At 63.8% G+C, this 20,958-nt stretch carries 17 protein-coding genes; 10 read left to right on the top strand and 7 right to left on the bottom strand.

All coding sequences use genetic code 11. The features are described 5' to 3' along the window. The first annotated feature begins 51 nt into the window (after nucleotides 1–51). Both caiB and JNC62_RS12390 read left to right on the top strand, forming a co-directional pair. Complete coding sequence (gene caiB / locus JNC62_RS12395) at nucleotides 52–1,260, top strand: succinate--glutarate CoA-transferase (protein ID WP_374839313.1); 1,209 nt, start codon at nucleotides 52–54, stop codon at nucleotides 1,258–1,260. Nucleotides 1,261–1,292: 32 nt separating this feature from the next. Then, nucleotides 1,293–2,942: a thiamine pyrophosphate-binding protein gene (locus JNC62_RS12390; RefSeq protein ID WP_374839311.1), complete on the top strand. Its 1,650-nt coding sequence runs from the start codon at nucleotides 1,293–1,295 to the stop codon at nucleotides 2,940–2,942. A 228-nt stretch (nucleotides 2,943–3,170) separates the two neighbouring features. Here JNC62_RS12390 and JNC62_RS12385 read toward each other — a convergent pair whose 3' ends face one another. Together JNC62_RS12385 and JNC62_RS12380 are read right to left on the bottom strand one after the other, a co-directional pair. Continuing rightward, nucleotides 3,171–3,509 (bottom strand): protein tyrosine phosphatase family protein, encoded by a 339-nt coding sequence (locus JNC62_RS12385; protein ID WP_374839164.1) that lies wholly within the window; start codon nucleotides 3,507–3,509, stop codon nucleotides 3,171–3,173. Nucleotides 3,510–3,596: 87 nt separating this feature from the next. Next, complete coding sequence (locus tag JNC62_RS12380; RefSeq protein ID WP_374839162.1) at nucleotides 3,597–4,451, bottom strand: DUF4432 family protein; 855 nt, start codon at nucleotides 4,449–4,451, stop codon at nucleotides 3,597–3,599. A 207-nt stretch (nucleotides 4,452–4,658) separates the two neighbouring features. Between JNC62_RS12380 and JNC62_RS12375 the strand changes: the two genes are divergently transcribed. From JNC62_RS12375 to JNC62_RS12345, 7 genes are all read left to right on the top strand, one after another. Further along, nucleotides 4,659–6,284, top strand: a complete 1,626-nt coding sequence (locus JNC62_RS12375) for an amidohydrolase (RefSeq protein ID WP_374839160.1) — start codon at nucleotides 4,659–4,661, stop codon at nucleotides 6,282–6,284. A gap of 64 nt (nucleotides 6,285–6,348) precedes the next feature. Further along, on the top strand, nucleotides 6,349–7,944 hold the full coding sequence (locus JNC62_RS12370; RefSeq protein WP_374839158.1) for an ABC transporter substrate-binding protein: 1,596 nt from the start codon (nucleotides 6,349–6,351) through the stop codon (nucleotides 7,942–7,944). Nucleotides 7,945–8,128: 184 nt separating this feature from the next. Then, nucleotides 8,129–9,064 (top strand): ABC transporter permease, encoded by a 936-nt coding sequence (locus tag JNC62_RS12365; RefSeq protein WP_374839156.1) that lies wholly within the window; start codon nucleotides 8,129–8,131, stop codon nucleotides 9,062–9,064. A gap of 4 nt (nucleotides 9,065–9,068) precedes the next feature. Then, nucleotides 9,069–9,890: an ABC transporter permease gene (locus tag JNC62_RS12360; protein WP_374839154.1), complete on the top strand. Its 822-nt coding sequence runs from the start codon at nucleotides 9,069–9,071 to the stop codon at nucleotides 9,888–9,890. Next, nucleotides 9,887–10,867 carry an ABC transporter ATP-binding protein gene (locus JNC62_RS12355; RefSeq protein WP_374839152.1) on the top strand — a complete coding sequence of 327 codons (981 nt, stop codon included), beginning with the start codon at nucleotides 9,887–9,889 and terminating at the stop codon, nucleotides 10,865–10,867. Before JNC62_RS12360 ends, JNC62_RS12355 begins: the two co-directional genes overlap by 4 nt. Continuing rightward, nucleotides 10,860–11,825, top strand: a complete 966-nt coding sequence (locus JNC62_RS12350; RefSeq protein ID WP_374839150.1) for an ATP-binding cassette domain-containing protein — start codon at nucleotides 10,860–10,862, stop codon at nucleotides 11,823–11,825. The genes JNC62_RS12355 and JNC62_RS12350 overlap by 8 nt, the downstream gene beginning before the upstream one ends. A gap of 350 nt (nucleotides 11,826–12,175) precedes the next feature. Next, nucleotides 12,176–13,537, top strand: a complete 1,362-nt coding sequence (locus JNC62_RS12345; RefSeq protein WP_374839309.1) for a L,D-transpeptidase family protein — start codon at nucleotides 12,176–12,178, stop codon at nucleotides 13,535–13,537. A gap of 127 nt (nucleotides 13,538–13,664) precedes the next feature. Here the strand turns inward: JNC62_RS12345 and JNC62_RS12340 are convergent, their stop codons facing one another. Further along, nucleotides 13,665–14,093 (bottom strand): helix-turn-helix domain-containing protein, encoded by a 429-nt coding sequence (locus JNC62_RS12340; RefSeq protein ID WP_374839148.1) that lies wholly within the window; start codon nucleotides 14,091–14,093, stop codon nucleotides 13,665–13,667. Nucleotides 14,094–14,162: 69 nt separating this feature from the next. On the opposite strand from JNC62_RS12340, the gene JNC62_RS12335 reads away from it, so the two are divergent. After that, nucleotides 14,163–15,560, top strand: a complete 1,398-nt coding sequence (locus JNC62_RS12335) for an MFS transporter (protein ID WP_374839146.1) — start codon at nucleotides 14,163–14,165, stop codon at nucleotides 15,558–15,560. 53 nt (nucleotides 15,561–15,613) lie between these two features. Here JNC62_RS12335 and JNC62_RS12330 read toward each other — a convergent pair whose 3' ends face one another. The 4 genes from JNC62_RS12330 to JNC62_RS12315 form a co-directional block, all read right to left on the bottom strand. Beyond that, entirely contained in the window at nucleotides 15,614–17,137 is a 1,524-nt protein-coding gene (locus JNC62_RS12330; protein WP_374839144.1) for a methyl-accepting chemotaxis protein, read from the bottom strand. Between the two features lie 348 nt (nucleotides 17,138–17,485). Beyond that, nucleotides 17,486–18,196, bottom strand: a complete 711-nt coding sequence (locus tag JNC62_RS12325; protein WP_374839142.1) for an AAA family ATPase — start codon at nucleotides 18,194–18,196, stop codon at nucleotides 17,486–17,488. A gap of 219 nt (nucleotides 18,197–18,415) precedes the next feature. Beyond that, complete coding sequence (locus tag JNC62_RS12320; RefSeq protein ID WP_374839140.1) at nucleotides 18,416–19,561, bottom strand: iron-containing alcohol dehydrogenase; 1,146 nt, start codon at nucleotides 19,559–19,561, stop codon at nucleotides 18,416–18,418. Next, nucleotides 19,558–20,943 (bottom strand): aldehyde dehydrogenase family protein, encoded by a 1,386-nt coding sequence (locus tag JNC62_RS12315; RefSeq protein ID WP_374839138.1) that lies wholly within the window; start codon nucleotides 20,941–20,943, stop codon nucleotides 19,558–19,560. Before JNC62_RS12315 ends, JNC62_RS12320 begins: the two co-directional genes overlap by 4 nt. Nucleotides 20,944–20,958 lie beyond the last annotated feature (15 nt).

Genomic DNA, 20,958 nt, shown 5'->3' with positions numbered 1-20,958 from the left:
CCAGCATACATTGCCGAGGATTGATTGCCGTTGACGACGAACGGTGTCGGCATGGAGGACACGATGGACAAGAAGAACCTGCCGCTTGCCGGAATCCGGGTCATCGAGCTCGCGCGCGTGCTTGCCGGGCCGTGGGCCGGACAGATGCTGGCCGACCTCGGCGCGGACGTGATCAAGGTCGAAAACCCTGACGGCGGCGACGACACCCGCGCCTGGGGCCCTCCCTTCGTCACCGGCAAGGACGGCGAAAACCTGTCTGCCGCCTACTACCACTCCACCAACCGCAACAAGCGCTCGATCACCGTCGACTTCCGGACCAAGGAAGGCCAGGAGATCGTCCACCGGCTGGTGCGCACGGCCGATGTCGTGATCGAGAACTTCAAGGTCGGCGGGCTTGAGAAATACGGGCTCGATTACAACAGCCTCGCGCCAGAAAATCCGAAGCTCGTCTACTGCTCCATCACCGGCTTCGGCCAGGACGGGCCCTATGCCGCCCGCGCCGGCTACGACTACATCGTCCAGGGCATGTCGGGCTTCATGTCGGTCACCGGCGCCCCGGACGGCGAGCCGATGAAGGCGGGCGTGGCGATCGCCGACATCTTCACCGGCATCTACGCGGTCACGGCCATCCAGGCGGCCCTCATCCATGTGATGAAGACGGGCAAGGGCCAGCAGATCGACATGGCGCTGCTCGACGTGCAGTCGGCCGTCATGGCGAACCAGAACATGAACTACCTCGTTTCCGGCACCGCCCCCACCCGCCTTGGCAATGCGCATCCGAACATCACCCCATACGAGGTGATCGAAACCGCCGACGGCCACATGATTCTTGCGGTCGGCAACGACGGCCAGTTCCAGCGCTTCTGCGCCTTGCTCGGCATGGCCGATCTCGCCTCCGACGAGCGTTTCGCCACCAACAAATCCCGCGTGAAGCATCGCGCGGAACTGCGGCCCCTGATCCTGGAGCGCAGCCGCAACTGGAGGAAGACCGATCTTCTGGCCGCCTGCGAAGAAAACGGCGTCCCTGCCGGGCCGATCAACTCGATCGCGGAGACCTTCGACGACCCGCAGATCAGGGCGCGCGGCATGCGGCTCGACCTGCCGGATCGCGACGGCAACCGCATCCCGAGCGTGCGCACGCCGATCGTCTTTTCCGAAACACCGCTGGCCTATGAGCGGCCGAGCCCGCGGCTCGGCGAACACACCGACGAGATCCTGGCCGAACTCCAGGCGCTGGAAGCCGGGAGGAAGACCGCATGACAAACACCGAGAAGAATGCACAGGGAAACACCATGAGAACCGGTGGACAATTGATCGTCGATGCCCTCGTCGCCAACGGCGTCCGACGCATCTCCTGCGTGCCCGGCGAGAGCTACCTTGCGGTGCTCGATGCCCTGCATGACACCGACATCGACGTGGTCGTCTGCCGCCAGGAAGGCGGCGCGGCGATGATGGCCGACTGCTGGGGCCGCCTGACCGGCGAGCCCGGCATCTGCATGGTCACCCGCGGTCCCGGTGCCACCAACGCGTCCGCCGGCCTGCATATCGCCAGGCAGGATTCGATCCCGATGATCCTGTTCATCGGCCAGGTCCAGCGCGAGGCGCGCGAGCGGGAGGCCTTCCAGGAGATCGAGTACCGCCGCGCCTTTACCGAAGTCGCCAAGTGGGTGGCCGAGATCGACGATCCGAAGCGCATTCCCGAGTTCGTCACCCGCGCCTTCGCGGTCGCGACCTCGGGACGGCCGGGACCTGTTGTGCTCGCGCTGCCGGAGGACATTCTGACGGAGACGGTCGAGGCGCCGGCTGCACAGCCCTATACGCCGGTCGAGGCCCATCCGGGGCCGAAGCAGATTGCCCAGTTGAGGGCGCTGCTGGAAAAGGCCGAGCGGCCGATCGTCATCCTCGGCGGCACACGCTGGAACGAGGATAGCGTTGCCGGCATTACGGCCTTTGCCGAACGCTGGGCGCTGCCGGTTTCCTGCTCGTTCCGCCGGCAGATGCTGTTCGATCACCTGCACCCGAACTATGCCGGCGATTCCGGCATCGGCATCAACCCGGCGCTCGGCAAGGAGATCCGTGAGGCGGACCTCGTCGTCCTGCTCGGCGGCCGCTATTCGGAGATGCCGTCATCGGGCTACACGCTGCTCGACAGCCCCTACCCGAAGCAAACGCTCGTGCATGTCCATCCCGATGCCTCCGAACTCGGCCGTGTCTATCGGCCGGAGCTTGCGATCTGCGCCGGTGCATCGGACTTCGTCGCCAGCCTCGCCGATCTCGCGCCTGCCTCCCCGCCGCGCTGGGCGGAGCGAACCAAGGCCATGCATGCAGCCTACCTCGCCTGGTCGACGCCGCCTGAGACCGGGCCTGGCGACGTGCAGATGGGACCGATCATGACCTGGCTCGAGGAAAACGTGCCGGAGGATGCGATCTTCACCAACGGCGCCGGCAATTATGCGACCTGGGTGCACCGGTTCCACCGCTTCCGGCGCTTCGCCACGCAAGCAGCGCCGACCTCGGGCTCGATGGGCTACGGCCTGCCGGCGGCGGTGGCGGCCAAGCAACTGTTCCCGCAGCGGGAGGTGATCTGCTTTGCCGGTGACGGCTGCTTCCTGATGCACGGGCAGGAGTTTGCGACGGCGGTGCGCTACAACCTGCCGATCATCACCGTCGTCGTCAACAATGGCATCTACGGCACGATCCGCATGCACCAGGAGCGGGAATATCCGGGCCGCGTCAGCGCCACCGACCTGACCAATCCGGATTTCGCGGCATACGCCAAGTCCTTTGGCGGCCATGGTGAAACAGTCAGCCGGACAGAAGAGTTCGCGGCTGCCTTCCTGCGGGCACGCGCGAGCGGCAAGCCGTCGATCATCGAGGTCAAGCTCGATCCGGAAGCAATCACCCCGGCGCGCACGCTCTCGCAGATCAGGGACGGCCGGTAAGGTTGCCTACAGACGACAACGCCGCACGGCCCCTGCCGGGACGCGCGGCGTTCAGTTGCTGTCCCTCTTGTAAAGCCTCCACGCTGCCGTCACCCCGGACTTGATCTGATCTAGTCCGGCATGACGGGCCGGATCACTATTCGCGGAGCAGGGTGAAGTGGGCATTGGCCAGTCTGGCGCCGCCGGACCGTCTCGTGGGCGGCGCTATCCGCTCGCGTCGTGCCGACCTCAGCCGCGGATGTGCTGCGTCTGGGCGTAGATGTTGGTCGAACGGGCGCCGGAGCGGCAGTAGCCGAGCATCGGCCGCGGCAATTCGTCGAGGGCGTCGACCATGCCGCGCACGGCTTCGGCCGTCACGCCCATCGGTCCCACCGGCACATGGGCCATATCGATGCCCAGTTCCTTGGCCCGCGCCGCGATGGTCGCGAATTCCGGCTGGTCGGGCGCCTCATGGTCCGGCCGATGGCAGACGATCGACTTGAAGCCCAACGCCTTGATCTCGTCCAGATCCTCGACGGTGATCTGGCCGGAAACCGAGTATTCGTCGTTGATCGCGCGGATATCCATGATGCGTGCCCTTCGTGAAAACGGATGCCTTCGATTTAGGCGCGCCCGAACCGGGCGTCAATCGGGCGAGTGTCATCGTGAGCGACACTATCGCAACTCGAACGACAGGCCGTAGTCGACCGTCTCGCCGGGCTTGAAGTCCGCCATCTCACCGGACGCGATGAGTTCGCTCCGCCCCGCCAGCCGCTGCGATACCGGCTCCAGCCCCATCACATGACACCCCGGAGACTGGTTCCGCCACACCTGCAGGTAAGGCAGCGTGTCGACGCGGAAGCGCAGGTGCAGGCTGCGACCGCCGAGCGAGGCGATCGGGCCGATCGCGATGTCGGCCCAGCCATTCTCCGCCGTCTCGGCGGCAGAGACGCAGAAGATCCGCATGTCGCCGTCGCCGAACCGCCACGGCAGGCTTCCGCCTTCCAGCATCGCGCCGGTCAGGCGCGTGGTCTCGTCGAACAGGCGGGTATTGAGATTGACGTGGTACATCGCCACCGGCGGCCAAGGGCGGGCGCCGGTGTTGGTTACGATATCCTCGAGAGTAATCTGTCCGCTCTGGCGGTCTGCCCGCCAGCGCCGCTGCAACTCGGCCGTCTCGCCGTTGGCAAGCGTGACCGGCACGCGCGCCGAGCAGACCACCTCGCTCTCATCTTCCTCAAACAGGATGTCCTTGGCCGGATGGGAGGACAGCGATCCGTGCAGCGGGTAGCGCCTGCCGTCCGTAGCCCCCTCGACTGGCTCCGGGTGACGGATATGGTCGGGACCGCAGGTAAACATGAAACCGGGCGCCGCCCGGTCGATGCGCGGATCGCCGTCCGAAGGAATCGCCGCGCCGGGCGCCAGGTTGATGCCGCGAAAGATGGCCTCGCGAAGGTCGAGCGCGGATTGGGGATCGAGCGCGATATCGAAGCTGTGCACTCCGTTTTCTGCGGTCAGGGCGAGGGTCATGGCGGCTCCCGGATTCGGTTTGCGCGCATGCTAGCGCACGCCCGGCGGAAGCGGAATCGAATTTGACGGCGCGCTCCGATCAGGCCGCCAGCGTTATGAAAAAATCGCATAGGATGCGGAAAAGATTGCATAGGCAAACACTTGATTGCCCCTGCCTTTGATGGAAGGCTCGCTGCAATGATGTGCTCTTGGGAGGGGGTTTAGCGGGTGGTTCAGGCAGACACGATTCTGTATAACGGCGTCATCTGGCGTGGCCTCGATGAAGGCACGGCGGAAGCGTTGGCGATCTGGGGGAACAAGGTTCTCGCCGCGGGTTCGAACGACGAGATGCTGTCGCTAAGGGGTGAACACACAAAGCTCATCGACCTGAAGGGCCAGTTCGCCACCCCCGGCCTCAACGATGCCCACCTCCACCTCATCTCCATCGGCCTGACGCTGAACTGGATCGACGCGACGCCAAAAGCCGCGCCGACGCTCGACAGCCTGTTACAGGCGATCAAGGAACAGGCGGCAAAGACGCCGCCGGGCACCTGGATCCGGGCGCGCGGCTACGACCAGACAAAGCTCGATGTCGGCCGTCATCCGCACAAATCCGAACTGGACGCCGTCGCGCCCGAACACCCGGTAATGGTGACGCGCGCCTGCGGCCATGTGTCGATCTTCAACTCGGCTGCATTCAGGCTCGCCGGTATCGACGAGGCAACGCCGGTGCCGGAGGGCGGGTTGATCGAGCAGAAGAACGGCGTGCTGACCGGCATGGTGGCGGAGACCGCGCAAGGGTTGGTGCGCGCGGCGATTCCTAAGGCGACGACCGAAGAGATGATCGACGCGATCGACGCCGCCGGCAACATGCTGCTGTCCTACGGCATCACCAGCGTCATGGACGCGGCTGTCGGGATGTTGTCGGGCTTCGACGAGATCCGCGCCTACAACCTTGCCAAGCTGCGCGGCAAGTTGCCCGTGCGTGCCTGGCTGGTGCTGCTCGGCGATCCCGGTGTTTCCATCGTGCCCCAGTGCCATGAGGCAGGTCTTGTGTCCGGCGTCGGCGACGACATGCTGACCATCGGGGCGGTCAAGCTCTTCCTCGACGGTTCGGCGGGCGGCCGCACCGCCTGGATGACAAAGCCCTACCTCGGCGACGACAACACCACCGGCGTGCAGATCCTTTCCGACGCCGAACTGGAAGCTCTGGTGCTCGATGCCCATGGCAAGGGCTACCAGCTCGCCTGCCATGCGATCGGCGACGCGGCCATAGAGCAGCTGATCACCGCTTACGAGAAGGCGCTGGCGGCGATGCCGGATGCCGATCGGCGCCATCGCATCGAACATTGCGGTTTTTCGACCGATGCCCAGCACCGGCGCATGGTCAAGGCCGGGATCTATCCCTGCCCGCAGCAGGTGTTCATCTATGATTTCGGCGACGCCTACATCAAGGTGCTCGGCGAGGAGCGGGCGCTTTCGAGCTATCCGCTGAAAACCTGGAAGGAGCTGGGGTTCAAGCCGGCGACGGGCAGCGATTCGCCGGTCTGCCATCCCAATCCGTTCCCGAACATCTACAGCATGCTGACCCGCAAGACCGGCAAGGGCACGGTGATGGATGCCCGCGAGCGGGTGACGATCGAAGAGGCGCTGCAGGTCTACACCGAACACGGCGCGTTTTCGCAGAAGCTCGAAAATGTCAAGGGCAAGCTAGTCCCCGGGCAGGTCGCCGACATCGCGGTGTTCTCCCGCAACATGCTGACCGCCACTCCGGAAGAAATTCTGAACGACACCCAGTGCAACCTCACCATCCGGGGCGGCGAGGTCGTGTTTGTCAGAGATACGCAGCAGTAACGACGGATATTGATAACGATAAAAGACTGACACCATCCAAGTCAAAAAGAGAGGGAACGAAAACATGAAGAGAATTGCATTGGTGGCAGCGCTGGCAACGGCCTTGCTTTCAGGTGTCGCTTCGATCGCCTCGGCCGAAGAGCCGCGCGCGGGCGGGACGGTCAATTTCGTAGCGCCCTATGGCTCCAGCTTCTCGTCACTGGACATCCATGCCTCCGCGCAGGTGCAGGACGAGTTCTGGGCCAAGGCCATCCACCGCTCGCTTTACCATTGGAACGCCAACGAGAACAAACCTGAGCTGTCGCTGGCGACTGACGTTTCGGTATCGGACGACAAGCTGACCTACACCTACAAGCTGCGTCAGGACGCTTTCTTCCACGACGGCAAGCAGATGACTGCCGACGACATCATCTACAGCTACACCCGCATCATGGATCCGGCCAAGCCCTTCCCGGCGGCGCAGTACATCAGAGTCATCAAGGGCGCGGACGAATACAATGAAGGCAAGGCCAAGGAAATTTCCGGTCTGAAGAAGATCGACGATTTCACCCTGGAAATCACGCTGACCGGGCCGATCAACCCGGGCTTCCAGTTCATGCCCAACTATACCGCGATCTACCCCGTCGGCGCGGCGGAGAAGGACGGCTACTTCACCCAGCCGGTCGGCCTCGGCCCCTACAAGTTTTCCGAGTACGTGCCAGGATCTCGCCTGACTGTGGCGAAGAACGACAAATACTACGAGAAGGGCAAGCCTTACGCCGACAAGGTCAACATCATGATCATGGAGGATGCGGCTGCCCGCGACGTGGCGTTCCGCAGCAAGGAAATCGACGTCTCGGTTCTCGGCCCGGCGCAGTATGTCGCCTACAAGGCCGATCCGGAATTGTCGAAGAACATCATGGAAGTCGCGGAAGTCTACACCCGCTATGTCGGCTTGAGCGCCGATTTCAAGCCGTTCCAGGACAAGCGCGTGCGCCAGGCGATCAACTATGCGATCGATTCCGACCTGATCATCAAGCGGTTGGCCAAGGACAAGGCTTATCGCGCCTCCGGCTGGCTGCCGGTGTCATCGCCGGCCTATGACAAGGACGCCAAGCCCTACCCCTATGATCCGGAAAAGGCCAAGGCGCTGCTGGCGGAAGCCGGTTATGCTGATGGCTTCGAGTTCGAGCTGACCGCCACCCAGAACGAAAGCTGGGGCCTCACCATCGTTGAAGCGATCATCCCGATGCTGGAAAAGGTCGGCATCAAGGTGAAGGCCAAGCCGGTGGAGAGCTCGGTTCTGTCCGAAGCGGTTCCGGCCGGCGATTTCCAGGCCTTCATGTGGTCGTCGGAAAGCGGGCCGGACTCGCTGACGGCGCTGCGCTGCTTCTATTCCAAGACGCCGCAGTCCTCATGCAACTACGAGAAGTTCAACAACGCCGAATACGACAAGCTGTTCGAAGCGGCGACGAACGCCAAGACCGAAGACGAAAAGAACGACCTGCTGCGCCAGGCCAACAACCTCTTGCAGGAAGAAGCACCGGTCTGGTTCTTCAATTACAACAAGGCGGTCATGGCCTATCAGCCGTGGCTGCATGGCGTGCAGCCCAACGCCCAGGAAATGGCGATCCAGGCCTATGAGGAACTCTGGGTCGGTGACACCGCGCCAGCCCGATAAGCAGGGCTGAAAATTCGGATGCCGGCGCAACACGCACGGCATCCGATGCCTCGCGCCGTCGCGCTCCTTTCGGGCGCGATCGGTCCGCACGTTATCGGTGTCCACGAAATCCACGATGCAGGGACAGGGCTTCCGGTTCGCCGGGCAGCGCGTCCGGCCCATCGCAGGTGTAGGAGAATACACGGTGCTACGTTTCGCCCTGCGCCGCCTTCTGCAGATGATCCCGACCGTCGTCGCGGTGTCGCTGCTGATATTCGTGATCTTCAGTGTCGTGCCCGGCAGCATCGCCTCCAGCATGATCGCCGACGGCCGCGGCGCCAACGACCCGAAGCTGGTCGAAAAGATGAACCAGGAGTTCGGCCTCGACCAACCGGTCCATGTCCGGTTCGGCAAGTATGTATGGAAGCTGGCGCAGTTCGATCTCGACACCTCCTTCCGCACCCGCCAGCCGGTCATTACGATGATCAACGAACGCATGTGGGCGACCCTGAAGCTGGCCTTCGCCGCCATGCTGGTGGCGGTCGTCGTCGGCGTACCGCTCGGTTTCGTCGCCGCGCTGAGGCCCGGCAGCCTATTCGACAGCCTGACCATGATCAGCGCGATTTCCGGTCTGTCGCTGCCGCAGTTCTGGCTCGGCCTTCTGTTCATGTATCTGTTCGCGCTCACCCTTGGCTGGCTGCCGAGTTTCGGCTATGGCGACGGCGGCCTGCGCAACCTGATCCTGCCGGCGCTGACGCTGGGCGTCGCCCCGCTGGCGCTTCTCGCCCGCACCACCCGCGCCGCCGTTCTCGAGGTGATGAGCGCCGACTATGTGCGCACCGCCCGCTCCAAGGGCATGAGCAGCTTCCGTGTCGTCAAATGGCATGTGATGCGCAACGCACTGGTGCTGATCATCACGACGATCGGCCTGCAGTTCGGCTCGATGATGGGACAGGCGGTGGTGATCGAGAAGCTGTTTTCCTGGCCGGGCATGGGGTCGCTTCTGATCGACAGCGTCGCCTTGCGCGACATCCCGGTCGTCCAGGGCTGCATCCTGGTGATCGTCCTGTGGTTCCTCTTCATCAACACGGCGGTCGACATCCTTTACGCGATCATCGACCCCCGCATCAGCCACGAGTAGAAACATGCAACTGCGATTCAATCTCGCCATAGGGGCGCTGCTCTGTCTGATCATCATCGCCGCCGCGACCTTCGCGCCGTGGCTGGCCCACTTCGATCCGATTGCCGACGCCGATCTGATGAACGCGGAATTGCCGCCCGACGCGACCTTTTGGTTCGGAACGGACGCCCAGGGCCGCGACATTTTTAGCCGCGTCCTTTATGGCGCCCGTGTCTCGCTCACGGTGGGCATCGGGTCGCAGTTGATCAACACCACGATCGGCTTGGCACTCGGCGTCTCGGCCGGCTATTTCGGCGGCTGGTGGGACGATTTTGTCTCCGGCCTGACCAACCTGATGTTGGCGATCCCCTCGCTGATCTTCGCGCTCGCGATCATGGCCATCCTCGGACCCGGGCTTGGCAGCCTGCTGATTGCGCTCGGCCTGACCAACTGGTCGTGGACGTGCCGCATCGCCCGCAGTTCGGCCCTGTCCTTGAAGAAGCAGGGCTACGTTCAGGCGGCCAAGACGCTCGGCTACAGCGACTTGCGCATCATGGTAACGCAGATCGTACCCAACATGATCGGGCCCATTCTGGTCATCGGCACGCTCGGCATGGGCGACGCCATCCTGGCGGAAGCAGCCCTCTCCTATCTGGGCCTTGGCATTCGCCCGCCACTGCCGAGCTGGGGCGGCATGCTGACCGATGCGCGCAACCTGATCGTTCTGGCGCCATGGGCGGCGATCTTTCCGGGGATCGCGATCTTCGTCACCGTGCTCGGTCTCAACCTGCTCGGCGACGGCCTGCGCGACATCCTTGATCCCCATATGAGGACGCGCCGCATATGACCAGCGCCCCGCTCCTTGAGGTCTCCGACCTCACCATCGACATGATGTCCGGCAGACGGCGGCTGAACGTCGTCGAAAACGTCTCTTTTGCGATCGGACGCGGCGAAACCTTCGGGCTGGTCGGCGAAAGCGGCTGCGGCAAGAGCATCACCGCGCTCTCGATGATCGGACTTTTGAAGGCGCCGCTGGCTGTCTCCCGCGGCGCCATCCGGTTCGACGGCCAGGACCTGCGCACCCTGCCGAAACGCGCCATGCGCAAGCTGCGCGGGAGTCGCATCGCCATGATCTTCCAGGAGCCGATGACAGCGCTGAACCCGCTGTCCCCGGTTGGCCGGCAAATCGCCGAGATGTTCGTGCTGCATCAGGGCGCGACCTGGGCGGAAGCCGAGAAGAAGGCGGTCGAAGCCCTTGCAAGCGTGCACGTGCCGGCGCCGGACAAGCGCGCAAAAGCCTATCCGCACCAGCTGTCCGGCGGCATGCGCCAGCGGGTGATGATCGCGATTGCGCTCGCCTGCGATCCGGACCTCCTGATCGCCGACGAGCCGACGACGGCACTCGACGTGACCGTGCAGGCGGAAATCCTCAAGCTCGTGCAGGACCTTTGCACCGCCCGCGGCACCGCGGTTCTGATGATCAGCCACGATCTCGGCGTGATCGCCAAGATGTGCCAGCGCGTCGGCATCATGTATGCCGGCAATCTCGTCGAGGAGCGGCCGGTCTCGGACATCTTTCGGCAGCCGCGCCACCCCTACACGAGGGGACTGCTCGATTCGATCCCCAGGCTCGGCACGCGCGAATTGCATGAGCGCAAGCGCCTCCAGGAAATCGAAGGCGTCGTGCCGTCGATCACGGCTTTTCCCGAGGGCTGCCGCTTCGAGCCGCGCTGCGTTCGGGCAAGCGAGATCTGCGCCGCGCGGAAGCCCGGCCAGACGCCCCTGGATCACCACGGTTTTGTCAGGTGCCATCACCATGAATAGTCCTGCCCGTCCGCTTCTGCGCATCGAAAACCTCAGCGTCCACTTCCCGACGAGCGGTGGTCTCTTCGGCGGCGGGCGGCAGGTGCTGCATGCCGTGAACAACCTCAACCTGACGCTGAACAAGGGCGAGTGCCTGTCGATCGTCGGCGAATCGGGCTGCGGGAAATCGACGCTCGCCCTTTCCATCGTCGGCTTGCAGAAACCGACGACCGGCGCCATCTATTTCGACGACAGGGAAATCACCGGCAAGACGCCGCCCTCGCGGCTGGAGCGCGCGCGCATGGCGCAGATGGTGTTCCAGGACCCGTATGCCTCGCTCAATCCGCGTCAGACGATCTACACCTCGCTTGCCGCCCCGCTGAAACTGCACGGCGTGACAAACAGGAGCGAGCTTGAGGCGCGCGTGGAGGACATCCTGCGCCATGTCGGGCTGAAGCCGGAACAGGCAAGACGATTTCCGCACGAATTCTCCGGCGGTCAGCGCCAGCGCATCGGTATTGCCCGCGCCCTCGTGCTCAATCCGAAGATCATCGTGCTCGACGAACCCGTCTCTGCGCTCGATGTTTCCATCCGCGCCCAGATCATCAATCTGTTGCTGGAACTGAAGGAGAAGCTGGCGCTCTCCTACATCATGATCAGCCATGATCTCAGCGTGGTGGAACACATGAGCGACCGAGTCGGCGTGATGTTCTTCGGGCAGATCGTCGAACTCGGGTCGTGGGACAAGATCTTCGCCAACCCGACGCACCCCTATACCCGCCGCCTGATCAGCGCCATTCCCGATCCCTTCATGGAAGTGGCCGACGAGGCGCCGCTCGAAGACGCGGCACCTTCGCCTCCCGCCGGCTTCCGGTTCTATCCGGAGACGTTCACAGGCCATGATGTCTACAGCGCGCCCGCACCATCCGAACTGGTCCCGATCGGCGAGCGCCACAAAGTGCGGGTGGCGGCGGCCTGAGATTCGGATCGCTCGCACGGCGTCCGGTGGCGCCTCCTGCTGAGGCGCCACAATTTCCGCCAACACGTTGCCGTTGCTTATTTTTCCGGTTCAGCGCTCACTCAGCCGACGCCACTCTCATCCTGCCAGCCCGAGGGGTTCTGCGCGACGCCGTCCTTTCTTCGGCCAACGTCGGCACGATAACGTTACATGATTGTTAGCAGTCGATTAACCATCGTTTCACCTTTTCCATATTACCGTCGAATTTCGGTGCCACGTCCCGGATACAGCTTTGACGATAGGTAGATTCCGTGAATTCCGTTTTCAAAACAAGCATTTCCCTGATCACCCTAGCGACGCTTCTCGTCGCGGTGCCCGCCACCGCGCAGGACGTGTATGGCTTGCGGCGGGATCGGATAGTGCTTGTGACGCCCGAGGGTGACCTTTTGGATTATATCCCTGCCGATGGCAGCGTCCGCGCCGCGCGCGACCGCCAGGGTCGGCGGGTCTACATCGATTCCTGGGGCAATCTCATCGCCACCGCCATGCCGGCCGGACGCTATTTCGAGCGCTACGGCGCCCGCGACTACCGCCGCGACCGCTACCGGCAGGTGGAAGGCTACCCGGAAACATCACGAGATTATTTCCCGCCTGCCCCAACCGAATACGGCGACGACCTGACGACCGGCTCGGTTCCGGATTTCCGCAACCGCCAGCCAGGCTCGGTCGAGAGATCCGAATTGCCGGAGCCGTTGCCGGGTGAAGGCTACAGCGACCAGCCACGCGAAGATTGGGGCGGAGAAGACATGGCGGCACTCCCGGACGGCTCGATGGTCTTCGAGACGGTGCCGGGTCCGCGCTTCCCGACTGCCACGCCGATCGGCAAGAAGACGTCCGCAGAAGTCACGGCGCTCCAGGTGTTCCTCGACCGCGAGGGGTTCTCGCCTGGCGTCATCGACGGCAAGAAGGGCTCAAACGTCACCAAGGCGATCGAGGCCTGGCAACTGGCGACCGGCCAGACATTGGATCCAAACGATACGGACTGGATCCTGGAGCAACTGCATCTGAACGGCGGCATGCCGTTCACGACCTACGAGATCACCGCCGCCGATGCGGCCGGCCCCTACGTCGCGTCGATCCCGGAGGACTACGCCCACAAGGCTATGCTGCCGGCGCTGTCCTACACCTCGACCGTGGAGATGCTCGCAGAGCGTTTCCACATGGACGAGGCCTATCTGAGGGAAATGAACCCCGGCGTCGACTTCACCATTCCCGGAACGATCATCAAGGTGATCAATGTCGGCGAGCCGAAGAAGGGCAAGGTCGCGAAAATCCTCGCCGACAAGGCACGCAAGCAATTGCTCGCCTATGACGAGATGGGCGCGCTGATCGCCGCCTATCCGGCCAGCATCGGCTCGGCCGACACCCCCTCGCCGTCAGGCACAGTGACGGTGGAGCGCATCGCCTTCAATCCGAACTACACCTACAATCCGAAGATCAACTTCCAGCAGGGTGGCAACGACAAGGTGTTGACGTTGCAGCCCGGTCCAAACGGCCCCGTCGGCACGGTCTGGATCGCCCTGTCGAAGCCGACCTACGGCATCCACGGCACCCCCGAGCCCTCCAAGATCGGCAAGACCCAGAGCCACGGCTGCGTGCGCCTGACGAACTGGGATGCGACCGAACTGGCAAAGATGGCCTCGCCCGGCGTCACGGTCGAATTCGTCGACTGATCCCGCGCGGCGGCTTCAAGGTGTGCCGGCCCGATCTGGCGCTGGCTCTATTCAAGTCCCACGGTCAGCGGGGCTGACGCGATGGTTCGACCGAGCTCACGCCCGACTGCCGCCCCCGTCTGTTCGGTCAGAATTTCGGATCGGTCACATGCTCTCGCTCGGGCCGCGAATGCGACGCGACGCGCAACAACCTGCGGAACTTCGGGCATTCCATGTGGTTTTCTGCGGGGCACTCGGCCGCATGGCGAAGTGCGTTTCTGAGCGTGGTCAGTTTGCGTATCTGGAGATCGAGCTTGTCGGCCCGAGCGCGAAGGGCTGTGCGCGGCAGATCGAGAACGCCGTCCTTGCCGAACATTTTCTTCATCTCGCCGAGGCTGAACCCTGCGGTCTTGCCAAGCGATATCAAGGCCAGCTGGGTCAGTGTCTCGCTTCCGTATTGGCGCCGCAGCCCGTGGCGTGCGAGCGATTCGATCAGTCCAACCTCTTCGTAGTAGCGCAACGTCGAGGGCGGTAGTCCGCTGCGTTCCGACAGCACGCCGATATCCAGAAATTTCACGCTTGACCTCAAGTCGACTTGAAGTGGCACCTTAGCCCGGATTCGATGAAACGACAAGAGGACCTCACCATGGAAGCCATGATCCGAACCAGGACAACACCATCCGTGCTCGCAGCACTTGCAGGGGCGATGCTGCTTGCCTCGCTCGGCGTCAGTATCGCCACCGTGGCGCTTCCAACGCTAACGAGGGATTTCTCCGCGCCGGTTGCCGCCGTACAGTGGGTCGTTCTCGCCTATCTCATCTCGGTGACGGTCACCATCGTCCTGGCGGGGCGGCTTGGCGATCTGCTCGGGCAACGCCGAGTTCTGATCGCCGGACTGGCGCTGTTTACAGGCGCCTCCGCGCTGTGCGCCGCGGCTCCGACGCTTGGAATGCTGATCGCCGGCCGCGCAATGCAGGGCATCGGCGGCGCCATCCTGATGGCACTCCCGGTTTCGCTCATTCGCGAAACGGTCCCGAGGGAACGCACCGGATCGGCGATGGGACTGCTCGGCACGATGTCTGCGATCGGAACCGCCCTCGGCCCCTCCCTCGGAGGCGTCTTGATCGCCGGCTTCGGCTGGCGAGCGGCCTTCGTCGCACTGGCTGGCGTCGGCTTTCTGGTGCTGGGCATTGCTTGGCGGACCATCCCGCCAACACCCGTACCGTCGCGCACGGCGGATGGACGGATGGACTGGCCCGGCGCTTTCTTGCTCGCGGTAACCTTGATCCTTTATGCGCTTGCGACCGCCCGCGGCATTGCAGCCGTGATCCCGGGCGCGGCCCTGCTGCTGCCCGCCGCAGGGCTGGCTCTCGCACTCTTCGTCGTCGTCGAGATCCGGTCGGCATCACCGCTGGTGCCCGTGTCGATCCTGCTTGATCGGGCAACCGGATCGGCCCTTGCGATGAACATTCTGGTCACCACCGTGATGATGTCGACTTTGGTGGTCGGCCCGTTCTTTCTCGCCTTCAGCCTCGGTTTGAATGAGGCCCTGGTTGGCCTCGTCATGGCCGTCGGGCCGCTGACAGCAGCCTTGTCGGGCGTTCTGGCGGGGCGTGCCACGGATCGGTTCGGCGCACGTTCCGTCCTGGCTGCCGGCCTCGTGCAAATGACTTTCGGCCTTGCCTGCCTGGCGCTCCTGCCCGGATTCATCGGTGTCGCGGGATATGTGGCAGCCCTGATCGTCCTGACGCCCGGCTTTCAGTTGTTCCTGACAGCGAACAACACCGCTGTGATGGTCGCCGTAAGGGACGATCAGCGCGGACTACTGTCAGGATTGCTTGGTCTGTCGCGAAACCTGGGCTTCATGACGGGTGCCTCGGTTATGGCCAGCTTGTTCGCTGCCGCGGTCGGGTCAAGGGACATCGTCGCGACCGCTCCGGAAGTCATCGCGGAGGCGTTCACGACGACGTTCCTGCTTGGCTCCGGCCTGGCCTTGCTCGCGCTGATCGTTGCAGTGTTCGGTCCGCGGGCGGCGCAGGATTAGCGGGCCGTTGAGGCCAGCCATCCTGCATCCTGTGCGGTCCGGTTCGCTCGCCCTCACGCAGCCCGGACATAACCCTCGGCGGATGCCGCAACGGCACGCCCGCTCGTGCGGAAGCTGGCGAGTTGGGCAGCGATGGACGCAGCCTCCTGCGTCAGCGCCTGGCTTGCGGCGTTGGCCTGCTCGACCATCGAGGCGTTCTGCTGGGTGATCTGGTCCATGGCATTGATCGCCTGGTTGACCGCCTGGAGACCCGTCGCCTGCTCGGCGGTGCTTGCCCGGATTGCCGAGAAGACCGAACTGACCTCGACCACCTGGCTGACGATTTGCCGCAGCGTCTCGGCGACTTCGTTGACGGACCGCACACCGTCTTCGACCTGGCCGTGCGACTTTGCGATCAGGTTCTGGATATCCTTCGCCGCGTCGGCGCAACGCTGCGCCAGCGCGCGAACCTCGGAGGCCACGACGGCAAAGCCACGACCCGCCTCGCCCGCGCGCGCCGCCTCGATGCCTGCATTCAGCGCCAGCAGGTTCGTCTGGAAGGCGATTTCATCGATGACCTCGATGATGTTGGCGATGCTCGCCGAGGACTGCTGGATTTCCTGCATGGCGGTAATGGCCTGCTCGACCACCTCACCGCTGCGCTCGGCATTGCCGCGGGTGGCGGAAACCAGCGCATTGGCATCGTCCGCGCTCTTTGCGGTCTGGCGCACGGTGGTCGTAACCTCTTCAACGGCGGCCGCAGTCTCCTCGAGGTTTGCAGCCTGGCGCTCGGTGCGCTTGGCAAGATCGTCCGACGCGGCGGCGATCTCCCGGACGCTGATGTGAATCGAGCCGGCACCGGCGTTGATGTTGCCGATCGCGTGGGACAATGCTTCCGCGGCGTGATTGAAGTCGTCACGAAGCGTCGCGTAGGCGTCCGGCACCGCCCCCTCGATCCGTGCCGTGAGATCCCCCGCAGCGATGCGCTTCAACGCGGCGCCGAAACTGTCGCTGACGATCTTGCGCTCCTCGGCGACAACCTGGGCCTGCACTTCCTTCTGCTTCGTCAGGTCCGACGCATCCATGTAGACGGAGATCGAAAGATCCATGTCGAGAAAGATCGCCTTGATCAGGCTGGACAGCTTCGCCGCTGCCGCCTCGGGAGTGGCATCCGAGCGGGAGAAGAACCCGGATTTCGGCCACATCTCCTTCAGTGCTGCGGTCAGAAGATGCTCGACGACCAGCGCATAGCCGCCGATATACCAGCGCGGCTCCAGACCAATGCGGGCATGGACCTTGCCGATCGTGAGGACCTTGTTGGCGTAGTCGGAATTGAAATCACCGGTGGCGATGGTGCTCCAGTGGCCGAGTTGGGCTCCCTTGGCATGCGCCATGTGGGCATCGTTGGAGAACAAACGACTGATTTCGGGACTCTTGCGCACGACATCGTAGAACCGGTCGAGCGCTGGGCCCAGCTCCTTTTCCAGGAAGGGCTTGAGGGTGCGCAGTTCTTTGCGGGCGCTTGCGTCGAGGCCGAGATAGTCCAGACGCCGCGCCAGATCGTGGTTGTTGCTGGAAACGGAGGTGACTGCGCTCATGTAGTATTTCCATGCCATTCGGGTTGCGGGAACAAAGCCGATTTTCAAGAACGCCGCCCGCTCCGGCAGGAGCGATGTTCGGCCTTCGCGCCGGTCATGGCACAACACGGAGAAGCAGTCCCCCGCCTAGAATTGGCTTTCGTCACCACCAGTAGACCGGCGATGGTAAACGCTTGGTTAGGGAATATTGATTCAATCTGTATTTATATTGACGCAACAAAATCGCGTCAGAATTGCGCTTCGTCATCTCCGAGCGCGATCATGCAGAGTGCCTCCGCTCTGGGCTTGCCAGCGCGGAGGTTACAATTTTTGCGGCCAACGCGACACTTGTTGACTTTCGTCAAGCGGTCAGGCGGCGCGGGCCAGACGATGCAGGAGCCGGGAACTCGTGGTGCGCCGTGCGGGAACGCGACGGAGCACTTCCTCGGCCAGGAGGCGGGCATTTTCACGCGCCTTGTCGAGGTTGGAGACGCGCTGCGGATCCATCGTCCGCAGCGTGCCGCCACAGTCGAAAATATCGCGGAAAGCGGCCCGTTCCCCGATCGTCGTGTCGAGAACGGCGACGCCACGCTCGGCGAGAAGCTGCTTGATCGCCACCATGGCCCGGGTGGTGACGACCGCGCTCATGCGGGTCAGGACGACGGAATGGTCGATGCGCACCCCGGCCCGCTGATCCAACTGCTGCAGAAGCTCGAGGATCTGCGCGCCGCCATGGGCGTCCATCGCGCACCCCTGGATGGGAATCATGACATGGTCGGACAAACCGATCGCGGTCGCGACCATCGCGTCACGCGCGCCGGCGAGATCCACGATGAAATAGTCCGTGTAGTCGCGGTTCTCGCGGATATGCGTCTGCAACGACCCCATGGAGACTTCGGAAATCACAGAAAGGTTGCGCTGCGCACCCGACAGTTCGTGCCAGCGGGTGATCCAGCGCTGCGGATCGGCGTCGAGAATGGTGACGCGGTAGCCCTGCGCGGCGAGCTCGGTGGCGAGGATGAGCGCTGCGGTGGTCTTTCCTGCTCCACCCTTGGCGTTGGCAAATGTGATGACCGGCATTTCAAATTCCTTATGTCAGCGGCCCGAGCCCCCATCGCTCTTTTCACGGACGCGAAGCGGGATGGCGCCCGGTTAACCAAACCTTTCAGAAGATGGTTAACGAATTGCAAAGATGCCCTGGCGGAGCCTGGCGGGAACCGTGCACGAGGAGGATTGGCGGCCGGAAAAAGAAAGAGCCCGGCATGCGCGATGCCGGGCTCTGTGATCACGACGCTTGGCTCAGATGCACTCGGCAAAGAGCCTCTTGGCGGCATCGAGCGTCAGTTCGACCGGGTTGCCACCGGCGGTCGGATCGACGATCGCCATTTCGCTCATCTCGTCGATACGGTCCGTACCGACGCCGAGTGCCGACAGCTTGTCCGGCACGCCAAGTTCCGAGCGAAGCTGCAGGACATAGTCGTAAAAACCGTCGAAACCGCCGGGAATGCCGAGGTAGGCTGCCGCAGCCGCGATCCTGCCTTCGATGGCCGGGCGGTTGAAGCGCAGCACCGGCGGCATCACCACCGCGTTGGTCATGCCGTGGTGGGTGTTGTAGATGGCGCCGACCGGGTGGGAGAGCGAGTGGATCGCGCCGAGCCCCTTCTGGAAGGCGACCGCGCCCATGGCGGCGGCCGACATCATGTTGGCGCGCGCTTCGATGTCGGTGCCGTCCCTGTAGGCGCGCGGCAGGAATTCCTTGACCAGCCGCATGCCTTCGAGCGCGATCCCCTGGCTCATCGGGTGATAGAATGGCGAGCAGTAGGCCTCCAGGCAGTGAGCGAAAGCATCCATGCCGGTACCCGCTGTGATGACCTTGGGCATGCCGACCGTCAGTTCCGGGTCGCAGATCGTCACCGAGGGCAGGAACTTCGGATGGAAGATCACCTTCTTGGTGTGCGTCTCGGAATTGGTGATGACCGAGGCGCGGCCGACCTCCGAGCCGGTCCCGGCCGTCGTCGGCACGGCGACGATCGGGGCGATGCCGTCGGAATTGGCGCGCGTCCACCAGTCGCCGATATCCTCGAAATCCCAGACCGGGCGGGTCTGCCCTGCCATGAACGCGACCGCCTTGCCGAGGTCGAGGCCGGAGCCACCGCCAAAGGCGACGACGCCGTCATGGCCGCCGTCCCTGAAGGCCTTGACGCCGGCTTCGAGGTTCTTGTCGTTCGGGTTCGGATCGACCTCGGCGAAGATCGCCCGCCCGAGACCGGCGGACTCCAGAATGTCGAGCGCGTTCTGGGTGATCGCCATCGGCGCAAGGCCGCGGTCGGTCACCAGCAACGGCTTCTTCATGCCGACGGCCTTGCAGTGATCGGCCAGTTCCTTGATGCGTCCGGCCCCGAACTTGATGGCGGTCGGGTAGCTCCAGTTGGCGGTGATGCTCATGCGAGTGCTTTCCTGAGGTGATAGGACTTCGGGCGGGTAAGGTTGTGGAAGCCGATGACCGACAGCGAACCGCCGCGGCCGGTCTCCTTGACGCCGGTCCAGCACAGCGCCGGATCGAGGTAGTCGGCCCGGTTCATGAAGACGGTGCCGGTTTCCAGGTCGCGGCCAAGCCGGGCGGCGCGCTCGGCATCCTTCGTCCAGAGCGAAACCGTCAGGCCGTACTGGCAATCGTTCATCAGTTCGAGCGCTTCCGCGTCGTTTCTCACCTTCATGATGCCGACGGCCGGGCCGAAGGTCTCTTCCTTCATGAAGGGCATCGAGTGGTCCACGTTGACGAGAACCTGCGGGGCAAGATAGGCGCCGCCGTCGTCCTGCGGGAACAGTTTTGGATCGACAAGCGCCCTGGCGCCGCGCGCAACCGCATCGGCCACCTGCTCGCGCACCACCGCCGCGAAACGCTTGTTCGCCATCGGGCCGAGCGTGGTTTCCGGGTCGAGCGGGTTGCCGAGCTTGTAGTTCGACACCCAGGCGACCGACTTCTCGACGAAGGCGTCGTAGAGGGACTCGTGGACATAGATGCGCTCGATACCGCAGCAGCACTGGCCGGAATTGTAGGTGGCGCCGTCCATCAGCGTATCGACCGCGGCGTCGAGATCGGCGTCTTCCATGACGTACCCCGGATCCTTGCCGCCAAGCTCGAGGCCAAGCGGGGTGAAGGTGCCGGCGGCCGCCTGCTCGATCGCCCGCCCGCCCTGGACCGAGCCGGTGAAGTTGACGAAGTCGAAGCTCTTGGCCGCGATCAGCGCCGAAGTCGTGTCGTGGTCGAGGAAGACGTTCTGGAAGACATCGTCCGGCACCCCGGCCTCGACGAAGGCGCGCACCATGCGCTCGCCGACAAGCAGCGTCTGCGCCGCATGCTTGATGATGACGGTATTGCCGGCCATCAGCGCCGGGGCGATCGTGTTGATCGCGGTCATGTAGGGGTAGTTCCACGGCGCGATGACGAAGACGACGCCATGCGGTTCGCGCTCGATCCGACGCTCGAAGCGGTCGCTTTCCTCGATCACGATCGGCGCGAGCGACGATCCGGCGATCTCGGCCACGTAGTTCGAGCGTTCGTTGAAGCCCTTGAATTCACCGCCATAGCGCACCGGCCGGCCCATCTGCCAGGCCAGTTCCGGCACGACGTCGTCCTTCATCTCGTTCAGCCGGGCGACGCCCTTCAGCACGAGTTGGACACGGTCCTCCAGCGGCCGCCTCGCCCAGGCCTTCTGCGCCTTGCGCGCCCGGGCGACAACCTCTTTCGCCGCCTCCAGCGGCATCGCCTCGCGCTCGGCATAAACCGAACCGTCGACGGGTGAAATGCATTTGATCATGGTCATGATCGTCTTCCTGTC

The organism is Mycoplana ramosa, from assembly GCF_041930185.1.
In the GTDB taxonomy this organism is placed as follows: Bacteria; Pseudomonadota; Alphaproteobacteria; order Rhizobiales; family Rhizobiaceae; genus Mycoplana; species Mycoplana ramosa.
The sequence above is the reverse complement of the archived record's forward strand: the minus strand, read 5'-3'. Positions and strand labels throughout refer to the sequence as shown.